This is a genomic window from Nonomuraea sp. NPDC003727, assembly GCF_053586935.1.
In genome coordinates, this window is sequence record NZ_JBSFNE010000014.1 from 142,761 (window position 1) to 152,496 (window position 9,736).

General features: G+C 72.4%; 11 protein-coding genes. 2 read left to right on the forward strand and 9 right to left on the reverse strand.

Features of this window, described 5'->3' with window-relative positions:
- Positions 1–40: 40 nt before the first annotated feature.
- The 6 genes from ACWDLG_RS32425 to ACWDLG_RS32450 form a co-directional block, all read right to left on the reverse strand.
- Positions 41–304, reverse strand: a complete 264-nt coding sequence (locus ACWDLG_RS32425; protein ID WP_354907301.1) for a hypothetical protein — start codon at positions 302–304, stop codon at positions 41–43.
- Between the two features lie 93 nt (positions 305–397).
- Positions 398–1,228, reverse strand: a complete 831-nt coding sequence (locus ACWDLG_RS32430) for a helix-turn-helix domain-containing protein (RefSeq protein WP_449927412.1) — start codon at positions 1,226–1,228, stop codon at positions 398–400.
- Between the two features lie 67 nt (positions 1,229–1,295).
- A complete protein-coding gene (locus ACWDLG_RS32435; RefSeq protein ID WP_354907299.1) occupies positions 1,296–1,499 on the reverse strand; it encodes a hypothetical protein in 204 nt (67 codons plus the stop codon).
- 134 nt (positions 1,500–1,633) lie between these two features.
- Complete coding sequence (locus ACWDLG_RS32440; RefSeq protein ID WP_449927415.1) at positions 1,634–2,644, reverse strand: phosphotransferase family protein; 1,011 nt, start codon at positions 2,642–2,644, stop codon at positions 1,634–1,636.
- 31 nt (positions 2,645–2,675) lie between these two features.
- A complete protein-coding gene (locus ACWDLG_RS32445) occupies positions 2,676–3,500 on the reverse strand; it encodes a GNAT family N-acetyltransferase (RefSeq protein ID WP_449927418.1) in 825 nt (274 codons plus the stop codon).
- Positions 3,501–3,552: 52 nt separating this feature from the next.
- Positions 3,553–4,005, reverse strand: a complete 453-nt coding sequence (locus ACWDLG_RS32450) for a hypothetical protein (protein ID WP_449927420.1) — start codon at positions 4,003–4,005, stop codon at positions 3,553–3,555.
- Between the two features lie 53 nt (positions 4,006–4,058).
- Between ACWDLG_RS32450 and ACWDLG_RS32455 the strand changes: the two genes are divergently transcribed.
- Positions 4,059–4,400 carry a hypothetical protein gene (locus tag ACWDLG_RS32455; RefSeq protein ID WP_449927423.1) on the forward strand — a complete coding sequence of 114 codons (342 nt, stop codon included), beginning with the start codon at positions 4,059–4,061 and terminating at the stop codon, positions 4,398–4,400.
- Positions 4,401–4,421: 21 nt separating this feature from the next.
- Positions 4,422–5,285 (forward strand): ROK family protein, encoded by an 864-nt coding sequence (locus tag ACWDLG_RS32460; protein ID WP_449927426.1) that lies wholly within the window; start codon positions 4,422–4,424, stop codon positions 5,283–5,285.
- A gap of 303 nt (positions 5,286–5,588) precedes the next feature.
- Here ACWDLG_RS32460 and ACWDLG_RS32465 read toward each other — a convergent pair whose 3' ends face one another.
- From ACWDLG_RS32465 to ACWDLG_RS32475, 3 genes are all read right to left on the reverse strand, one after another.
- Positions 5,589–7,355, reverse strand: coding sequence for an acyclic terpene utilization AtuA family protein (locus ACWDLG_RS32465; protein ID WP_449927429.1), 1,767 nt, complete (start codon positions 7,353–7,355; stop codon positions 5,589–5,591).
- The gene (locus tag ACWDLG_RS32470; protein ID WP_449927431.1) at positions 7,346–8,119 is read right to left on the reverse strand and encodes an enoyl-CoA hydratase-related protein; all 774 of its coding nucleotides are present in this window, start codon (positions 8,117–8,119) and stop codon (positions 7,346–7,348) included. The genes ACWDLG_RS32465 and ACWDLG_RS32470 overlap by 10 nt, the downstream gene beginning before the upstream one ends.
- Positions 8,116–9,736: ATP-binding protein (locus ACWDLG_RS32475; RefSeq protein WP_449927434.1), on the reverse strand; the 1,621-nt coding region annotated here is incomplete at its 5' end. The genes ACWDLG_RS32475 and ACWDLG_RS32470, both read right to left, overlap by 4 nt.

Sequence of the window (9,736 nt, forward strand, 5' to 3'; positions counted from 1 at the left end):
GGCCGAGGGCGGGCGGATCGAGGCGCCGTCCGCCCGAGGGTCAGGCGGGAAGGGCGGCCAGCAGGTAGGCCAGGCGGGCCGCGGCGCTGTCGACGTCGTCGACCGTGCCGAGCCGGTAGCCCCAGGAGGTGACGAAGGCGCCCTCGGGCGAGCAGGTGACGGTCTCGGCCAGGGTGAGCGAGAAGCGGTTGACCACGGAGACGAATGCCGGGTCGCTGGCCAGTGCGAGGCTCTGCACGCGCAGGTCGGCGTGGGTGCCGGCCGCCCTGGCGAATACCTCGAGGCACAGCATGGTGTCCAGCATCGTGCATCACCTCCGCATCAACTGGCGCTAGAGTTGCACGATCTTGGTCTGAAATGCAAGCAATTGTCGCGACAAATGTGCGGATTGTTTGACTTATCCGTTAAGGATGCGCATGATCAGCGCGCGGCCCGCCTCGTCGAACTCCGCCACCTTGCAGTAGTCCTCGAACAGGCGGCCGTAGAAGCCGATCTCATGGAGCTCGGTGAGCCGCACCTCCTTGGTGCGCGTCGGCACCAGCACGATCTCGTCGTCGAACATCCAGAAGCCGGTGATCGGCGCCGACGGCATCTCGTGCTCGAAGGGGATGATGCCGAGCCGTACGTTGGGCAGCGTGCTGACCGCGAGCAACCGGTCGTACTGGCCGCGCATCACGTGGTCGGGGGCCATCCTGGTGCGCAGCGCCCCCTCCGTCATGACGAAGCGGAACGTGCGCGAGGGATCGTAGAGGATCTCCTGCCGCTGCATGCGCACGCGGACGGAGACGTCGACCGCCTCGCTGGTCTGGAAGGCGTGCTTGAGGCGGAGCAGCACGTTGCGGGCGTACTCGGCGGTCTGCAGCAGGCCCAGGACGATGCCGCCCTCGAAGACCCGCATCGCCGTGGCCTTCGACTCCATCTCGCGGATGTCCTCCTGGATGGAGGCCATGCCGCCGCGGTCCTGCTGGCCCCAGTCGGCCTGGCGCACGCCGAGGGAGACGGCCAGCGCGAGCAGTTCGTCGATGCCGTCGGCCGGCGCGCCGACGGCATCCGCCCAGGCCAGGACGTCCTCCTCGGTGGCCGTCTGGCGGGCGTTCTCCAGTCGCGAGACCTTGGAGGCCTGCCACTGCAGCCGGGCTGCCAGGTCCTTGCCGGACAGCTTGGCCGTCTCGCGTAATTGCCGCAATCGCAGCCCGAGGTCGATGCGCGCCTGCTGGAACGTCGTCACGCCGACAGAGAGTAGCCCCGGGCTCGGCTGTCGAACCAGGGGCAGTTTCGCAATCGTGATCAAGCGGTCAGAGCACGCGGCGGGCGATGTCGACCAGCAGCTCGCGTGGCACTTCCACCGCCCCTTCGCCGTCGAGGACGTCCCTGAGGTCGGCCAGCGCCTCCGGATCGGTGACCTGCAGGCCCTGGACGACGATGGTGCCGCGGTCGGTCTCGTAGAGGGTGGGGCAGGCGCCGCCCTCCGACGTGGATCCGAGGAACCGCATGCGCATGATGATCCTTCCCCGAACTGCTCGACAATTGCGCGCAATTGTAGGGGGTGGATGTCTGTTTAGACCGAAAAATCGCCGTATTTGGTCTTAAGTGGTGGTCAGTGGGTCTCCTATCCGCGGGCCGGCCGGGACGCCTACCGCGACATCCAGCTCTGCGCGCCGGCGAACAGGTCGAGCGCCGTCTGATGCAGGAGGTCGCCGATGTCCTTGGGTGCCCTGCCCGCGCAGGCGCGCGCGTGCGTGCCCTCCAGGACGATGCCGAGCTTGAAGCAGGCCATGACCACGTACCAGTCGACCGCCGACAGATCCCGCTCGGACAACTCGGCGTAGCAGGCGATCAGCTCCTCGGGCGCGGGCAGTCCGGGCACCTGCTCGCGCGCCGACGGCAGGGTGGCCACCAGCCAGCCGAGGTCGAGCAGGGGGTCGCCGATCGTGCACATCTCCCAGTCGACGATCGCGGCCACCCACGGCCCCTCGCGGGAGTACATCAGGTTGGCCAGGTGGTAGTCGCCGTGCATGATCCCCGGGGTGAACGTCGCGGGTCTGTTGCGCTCCAGCCACTCGGCCGTCTCGCGCAGCCGGGGGATCCGCGGGCCGGGGTAGCCGTCCAGCCTGCCGTACGAGTCGAGCTCGCCCATCCAGCGCGGCACCTGCCGTTCGAGGAACCCCTCCGGCCGGCCGAAGCCGGGCAGCACGTCGGGGGAGACCCTGCCGAGCGAGGCGAGCGCGACCGCCGCCTCCAGCCCCATCCGCTGCCTGATCACCGGATCGGAGGCGTGGGGCTCGGGCAGGCCGAGTGTCGGGTTGACGCCGTCGACCGGCTCCATCAGGTAGAAGACCGGCTCGCGCGCCGTCTGCGCGGCCACCAGTCGCGGCGCGGGCACGTCCGTGCCGCGCAGCGCCGCCAGCACCCGCGCCTCACGGCGCAGCGCCTCGTTGCTCTTCGCCCGCGCGTGCTGCGGCGGCCTGCGCAGCACGTACGGCACGCCGCCGCGCTCGAAGCGCACCATGACGTTCTGGGTGCCGCCCTGGACCGGCCGGACGTTCTCCAGGCGCCCGCCCGGCAGCCCCTCGGCGTCCATCCACGTGCCGAGCGCGTCGAAGTCGATCAGGCTGACGTCGATGTGCGAAGAGCTCGATGCCATCCCAGAACCGAACCATGTTCTGGTTTTCGGGTCAACCCAGCGCCTGCATCGTCGGCGTGAACAGGCGCGTGAAGTCGCCCGGCAGATCGCCCCCGTGGACCATCGCGGTGGTGGTGAAGAAGTGGCCCACGCCGTTGGCCTCCGCCCATGCCACCAGCTCCGGGTGGCGCACGTCGAGATCGAGACGTACCGGCAGCTCGGCGCCCGCCACCAGGTCGGCGATGAGCTCGCGTGCGGTGGCGGGGTCGTCGGCCACGACCGGACCGACCACGAGCGTGTCGTCGTTGCGCCACACGCCGCCGAACCCGGTCAGCTGCCCGTCGCGCTCGGCCACCCTGACCCGTTCGTGGAAGACCGGCATCGCGCGCAGTACCGCCGAGCGGTCGGCCCCGAAGCGCCCGGCGTCGAAGGCGACGACAGCCTCCAGGTCGGCGGGGTCCTTCACCTCGCGGGTGGTACCAGACGCCTGGCCGGTGAAGCGGCCCCGGTGGGTGACGACGGGGGTGACCGTGCGGAAACCGGCCTGCTCGTAGAGGGGGCGGCCGTTCTCGGTCGCGTGCAGCGAGACCGTCCTGCCGCTCGCCCGCCGCATCACGTGGTCCATGAGCCCGCGGGCCAGACCCTGCCTGGCGTACCTGGTGGCGGTGAGGACCATGCTGATCACGGCGTGGTCGTCGCCGTACAGGGTGACGATGTTGGTGGCGGCCAGGCCGTCGCCGTCGGGGGCGTCGATGCCGTAGGCCTCGCCGACCTCCAGCAGGAAGCGCCACTTGTGCCGCTCGGGGCCCCAGTCGCGGCTCACGGCGAGGGCGGCGCAGGCGTCGAGGTCGGATTCGTCGAGGCGGCGGATCTGCATGCGGTTCACCCTGGCGGACGCGGCGATCGGTGACAAATCGACGGTGCGCCCTTCATCGACCGGACGAACGCCGCCGGCCGTCGTGGTTGTTCCGCTCGTATCGCCAGACGACGCGCCTCGCCCTGACCCATGCGGGCAGCCATGAGGGGCGCGCCGTCGGCCTGGCCGCCCCACCGGTCCCCGCGCCGACGGCCGCGCTACCCGCGGCGATGGCGGCGGCGTGGAAGGCGGGGAACCAGCCGACCGCCTGCAACAGCGCGAACGGCACGGCGGCCAGCAGCACGGCGATCGGGTACAGCGCCGCGGGACTGTCGTCCCCCCACTGTTTGACCACCAGCGAGGCCAGCACCAGCAGGGCGGCGGCCGGGGTCAGGAACAGCGCGCCGAACGACGCCGCGGCCTCCACCGCAGGCGGAAGCGAGACCGGATTGCCGCCCTGCCCCCCGTCGCCCCGCGGCCAGTCGTAGGTGGCGAGGAAGGCCGACGCGCACCCGATGACCAGCACCGAGAGCCAGGTCAGCCACGGCCAGACCGGTCGACCGTCCGGGAAGAGGGAGGGTGACCAGCAGCAGCGGCGCCATCACCTGGGGCAGCCAGATCCAGAAGTGCAGCCAGGTCTCCAGGCCGACGTCCTGGCCGGAGTCGAGGCGCACCCCCGGCAGGTCGCTCACCAGCCCGACCAGCCCCAGCAGGCCGCCGAACATGAAGATCATGCCGATGGTCCTGGTCTCCCGCCGCGCTCCGGTCCACGCCCCGGCCAGGAGCATGACCGCCGCGCGTGCGGCCTCCGTCCACCGCTCCTCGGTGAGGAGGCCGTGTCCGGCCTGGATGGCGCAGCACGCCACCACCGTCGCGATGCCGAACGCCGTCACGATCCAGAACCGCATATCGTTTTTATAGCAAATGAGTAACGATATGCGAATGAAGTGTGTTGTAGCAGTTGATGTCGGTGGGACGACGATGAAGGGCGGGCTCGTCCGCGACGGCACCGTCCTCCATGCCGAGAGCCGCCCGACACCGCGGGCCGACGGGCCCGAAGCGGTGATCGCCGCGATCTCCGCCTTCGTCTCCGACCTGGCCGCGCCGCGCGGCGGGCTGCGGCCCACCGCCGTGGGCCTGGCCGTCCCGGGCCTGGTCACGCCCACGCACGCGGTCTTCTCGGCCGCCATCGGCTGGCGCGACGTGCCCGCCGCCGCCTTCACGGACGTGCCGCTGCCCGTCACGCTCGGCCATGACGTGCGCGCGGCCGGCGCGGCCGAGCTGGCCTACGGCGCCGCCCGCGACGAGCCGAACGTGCTGTTCCTGCCCATCGGAACAGGCATCGCGGGCGCGATGGCGCTCGACGGAGCCCTGTACGGCGGAGCGAGCGGATGGGCGGGGCAGATCGGTCACATCCCGGTCCATCCGGACGGGCTGCCGTGCGGCTGCGGGCAGCGTGGCTGCCTGGCCGCCTACGCTTCGGCAGCGGCGATCGCCGCCCGCTGCGGGGAGACCTCGGCCGCGGCGGTGCTCGCCCGCACCGACGCGGTGGCGCGCCAGGTGTGGCAGGAGGCCGTGGCGGCCCTCGCCCTGGCCCTGGCCACCTACACGCTGCTGCTGGACCCGGCGATCATCGTCATCGGGGGAGGGCTCGCGCAGGCGGGGGAGGCGCTGGTCGCCCCGCTGCGGGCGGGCCTCGCCGGCCGCCTGGCCTTCCGGCACCCGCCTCGCGTGGAGGTGTCGGCGCTCGGCCCGCGTGCCGGACTGCTCGGCGCCGCCCTCCTCGCCGCCCGGGCCACCACCTGACGCCACCGTCCAACGGGCCAGACGGCTCTCGCCGCGCCGGCCGGCACGCCCTGCGGACCGATGGGTCTGGGCTTGTCGGCTGGCGCGTCCTGCGGACCGATGGGTCTGGGCTTGTCGGCTGGCGCGTCCTGCGGACCGATGGGTCTGGGCTTGTCGGCCGGCACGTCCTGCGGACCGATGGGTCTGGGCTTGTCGGCCGGCACGTCCTGCGGATCCATGGGTCCGGCCCCGTCGGCCGGCGCGTCCGGTGGAGCCTCGCCGGCCGTTCAGCCGGGCGCTGGAGAACCAGGCCGTCAGGGGCCGCTAGCGGTGGGCGCGCAGGAAGCTGTCCGGGATCTCCACCACCTGGGCGCGCAGTTCCTCACCGAGCGCCTTGGCCTGCGGGTCGAGCCGGGTGCTCGCCGCGACACCCCGGCCCAGCAGCCCGTGGACGACGAAGTTCAGCGCGTTGAGGTTGGGCAGCTCGTACCGCTCGATCGGATGGTCCCGCAGCGCGGGCAGCAGGGCCCCGAGCCGCTCGACGGTCAGCGTCTCGGCCAGCCACCGGTACTCCTCGGGGGTGCGCACCCACACGCCGAGGTTCGCGTTGCCGCCCTTGTCTCCCGACCTGGCGCCGGCCATCCGCCCCAGCGGCGCGGCGACCGTCGGCCTCCCGCCCCCGTCCCACCGCGACGGCCCCGCCTCGGCGCGGGCCCCGACGGCGGTTGGCTGGCCGGCCGGGGTATCCCCGGTGAGCGGCGTGTCGGCCGGACTGCCCGCGGTGAGCGGTCTGCCGGCCGGGGCATCGACGGCGGGCGACGGGCCGTCCCCCGGTGGGAGCTCGACCTCCTCACCGCCGACGAAGACCCTGGGACGCACCTCGGCCGCGGGGACGAGCGTCGGCCAGTACACGCCGTACGGCGTGGCGTCCCCCGGCGGCGCCAGGCCGTAGAAGCCCGGATAGCTGGCCAGGCCCGTCTCCACCACGGCTGAGGAAAAGGCCCGCCCCACCCGGCGGGGGTCACGGTCCATGACGGTGATCCGCAGCAGCGGCGGGTCGAAGGAGACGTCCACCGACTCGAACGACTCGCGCGGCACCCTGGCCCAGATCGCCTCCTGCGCCACCCGGACCTTGTCCTCCAGGTCGAGCCCCGTCAGCACGAGCGTCATCGTGTTGCGGTACCCGGCCAGATAGTTCACGGCCACCTTCAGCGTGCCGGGCGGCGGCTCGCCCTTCACCCCGGACACGCGCACCCGGTCGGGCCCCTCCTGCGCCAGCTGGACGGTGTCGAAGCGGGCCACCACATCGGGCCCGAGGTAGCGCGGCGCGCCGATCTCGTACAGCAGTTGCGCGGTGACCGTGCCCACCGAGACCGTGCCGCCGGTGCCGGGATGCTTGGTGATCACCGACGAGCCGTCCTCGTGCAGCTCGACGAGGGGGAAGCCGCAGTGGGCCAGGTCGGGCACCTCGTGCAGGAAGGCGTAGTTGCCGCCCGTCGCCTGGCAGCCGCATTCGATGACGTGCCCGGCCACGACCGAACCGGCCAGGGCGTCGAGGTCGCCGGGCCGCCAGCCGTAGTGCCAGATGCCGGGACCGGTGACCAGTGCGGCGTCGGTGACCCTGCCGGTGACCACGACGTCGGCGCCGGCGGACAGTGCGGCGGCGATGGGCCGGGCGCCGAGGTAGGCGTTGGCGGTCAGCACGGGCTCGGCGAGCTTCTCACCGGTGTCGAGGTTGACCAGGTCGAGGTCGTGCCCCGTGACGTCGTCGCCGGTGACGTAGGCGACCTTGGCGCCCAGCCCCAGGTTCTCGACCGCCGCCGCGCACCCCTCGGGATCGAGCCCTCCGGCGTTGGAGACGACCTTGATGCCGCGTTCGAGGCAGGTGCCGAGGACCTGCTCCATCTGTTTGACGAAGGTCGGCGCGTAGCCGGGGCGGCCCTTCGACCGGTTGCCCGCCAGGATCAGCATGGTCAGCTCCGCCAGCCAGTCGCCGGTGAGCACGTCGATCGGCCCGCCCTCGACCATCTCGCGGGCCGCCGACAGCCGGTCGCCGTAGAAGCCGCTGCAGTTGGCGATCCTCAGCACCACCTCGGCGGCCTCTTCTCCATGAAGGCGGCGATGCCCTCCTGGCCCTCCTCGGAGGTGAAGCGCTGGGCCGACAGCGCCGTCATCTGCCTGAGGCCCTCCTCGAAGGAGACCTGGGGCAGGTCGCGTACCAGGCGCTTGGTGATCGCCAGCGCCTCGGGGCCGCCCTTGACCAGCATCTCGGCGTAGTGGGCGACGGTGGCGTCGAGCTCCTCCACCGGCACCGCCCGGTTGATGAGGCCGATCTCCCTGGCCCGCGCCGCGTCGAACACCTCGCCCGTCATGAGGTACTCGGCCGCGGCCCTGGCCTCCAGGCGCCGCAGGACCGGCACCGAGATCATCGCGGGCACCACGCCGAGCCGTACCTCGGAGAAGGCGAACGACGCGGTCAGCGGGGCGACCGCGAAGTCGCAGGAGGCCACCAGGCCCAGGCCACCGGCGCGGGCGGTGCCGTTCATGCGGCAGATGACCGGCTTGGGGCTCTCCCAGATCAGCGTCATGATCTCCGGGAACGACGCGGTCACGGGCGCGTCGCTCACGCCGCGCGCGGGCTCGATGCGCTGCTCCTTCAGATCGGCGCCCGAGCAGAACACCGTGCCGGTGCCGGTCAGCACGATCACCCGCACCTCGGGCTCGGCCAGCGCCCAGTTCAGCCGGTCCTCGAGATCGCCCAGCAGCCGCACCGACAGCGCGTTGCGGTTGGGCGGAGAGTCGAGGGTGATGGTGGCGATGCCATCCTTCAGCTCCTTGTGGACCAGGCGCGTCATGCTTCCCCTTCCTCGATGACCGCCAGCACGGCGTCCGCCTCGACCTGCGAGCCCTTCTCCACCATGACGGCGGCGACGACCCCATCGGCGGGTGCGGCGATCTGATGCTCCATCTTCATCGCTTCGAGCGCCAGGACCACCTGCCCCTTGACGACGGCGTCGCCCTGCTCGACCTCGACGCGCAGCACGCTACCCGGCATGGGGGCCAGTAGGGAGCCGGGGGCGTGGTGCTCGGCGGGTTCGGGCAGGCGGGGGAGCGGCGTGAGCCTGGTGTCGCCGACGTGGACGCGGCCGCCGTGGTGGGCGACGGCGAACGCGCGGCGCACGCCGTCCACCTCGACGACCACCTGGTGCGGCGTCACGCTGACGACGGTCACCTCCTCCGGCACGGGGTCGTAGCAGACCTCGATCTCCTCGAACCTGGCCACCTGCGGCTGCGACCTGACGTTGCGCCATCCGGACGGCAGGCCGCGCTGCACGGTGGCCGCGCTCCTGTTGCGGGCCGCCATGGCCAGCGCCGCCGCCAGCGCCTCAAGGGCGGTGGGCGCGGCGGGACCCGGGAAGTCGTGCTGGTCGAGGAAACCCGTGTGCGTCTCTCCCGCCACGAACGCCGGGTGCCGCACGATGTCCAGCAGCAGCGACCGGTTCGTGGCCAGGCCGTGGACGCGGGCCTTGCCCAGCGCGGCGGCCAGCTTCCTGATCGCCTCGGTACGGCTCCCGCCGTACCCGATGATCTTCGCCAGCATCGGGTCGTAGTGCGTGGAGACGACCGTGCCGGACTCGACGCCGGAGTCGACCCGGACCGGCCCCGGGATGTCGAACAGCTCGACCACCCCCGACTGGGGCAGGTGGGCGGCGTCCTCCGCGTACAGCCTGACCTCGACCGCGTGCCCGCGCGGCGCCGGCCTGGCGTCCGGCAGCCGCTCGCCCTCGGCGACGCGCAGCTGCAGCTCCACCAGGTCGACGCCGTAGACCAGCTCGGTCACCGGGTGCTCCACCTGCAGGCGGGTGTTCATCTCCAGGAAGGCGATCGTGTCGTCCTTGACAAGGAACTCCACCGTGCCCGCGCCGACGTAGCCGATCGTCGTGGCGGCCGCGACCGCCGCCGCCTCCAGCCGCTCGCGCAGCGCGGGAGTGACGGCGGGGGAGGGGCACTCCTCCACCACCTTCTGGTGGCGGCGCTGGATCGAGCACTCCCGCTCGCCCAGTGCCCACACCGTGCCGTGGACGTCGGCGAGCACCTGCACCTCGATGTGGCGGGCGCGCTCGAGCAGCGGCTCGACGAACACGGTGCCGTCGCCGAAGGCGGACTCCGCCTCCCGTTCCGCGGACGCCAGGGCCGCCTCCAGCTCGCCGGGCGCCCTGACGACGCGCATGCCGCGCCCGCCACCCCCGGCCGACGCCTTGACCAGCAGCGGGTAGCGCCAGCCCACGCACTCCTGCGCCCGGGCCGCGTCCTCCTGCGTCCCGGCTTCGCCCTCCTGTGCCCCGGCCGCGTCCTCCTGTGCCCCGGCTTCGCCCTCCTGCGCCCGGGCCGCGTCCTCCTGTGCCCCGGCTTCGCCCTCCTGTGCCCCGGCCGCGTCCTCCTGTGCCCCGGCTTCGCCCTCCTGCGCCCGG

Coding starts and splice junctions, on each gene's coding strand:
- ACWDLG_RS32445 (WP_449927418.1), bottom strand. CDS start 3,500: ATGCAGATCCGCCGCCTCGACGAATCCGACCTCGACGCCTGCGCCGCC.
- ACWDLG_RS32435 (WP_354907299.1), bottom strand. CDS start 1,499: ATGCGCATGCGGTTCCTCGGATCCACGTCGGAGGGCGGCGCCTGCCCC.
- ACWDLG_RS32460 (WP_449927426.1), top strand. CDS start 4,422: ATGAAGTGTGTTGTAGCAGTTGATGTCGGTGGGACGACGATGAAGGGC.
- ACWDLG_RS32470 (WP_449927431.1), bottom strand. CDS start 8,119: ATGACGCGCCTGGTCCACAAGGAGCTGAAGGATGGCATCGCCACCATC.
- ACWDLG_RS32425 (WP_354907301.1), bottom strand. CDS start 304: ATGCTGGACACCATGCTGTGCCTCGAGGTATTCGCCAGGGCGGCCGGC.
- ACWDLG_RS32440 (WP_449927415.1), bottom strand. CDS start 2,644: ATGGCATCGAGCTCTTCGCACATCGACGTCAGCCTGATCGACTTCGAC.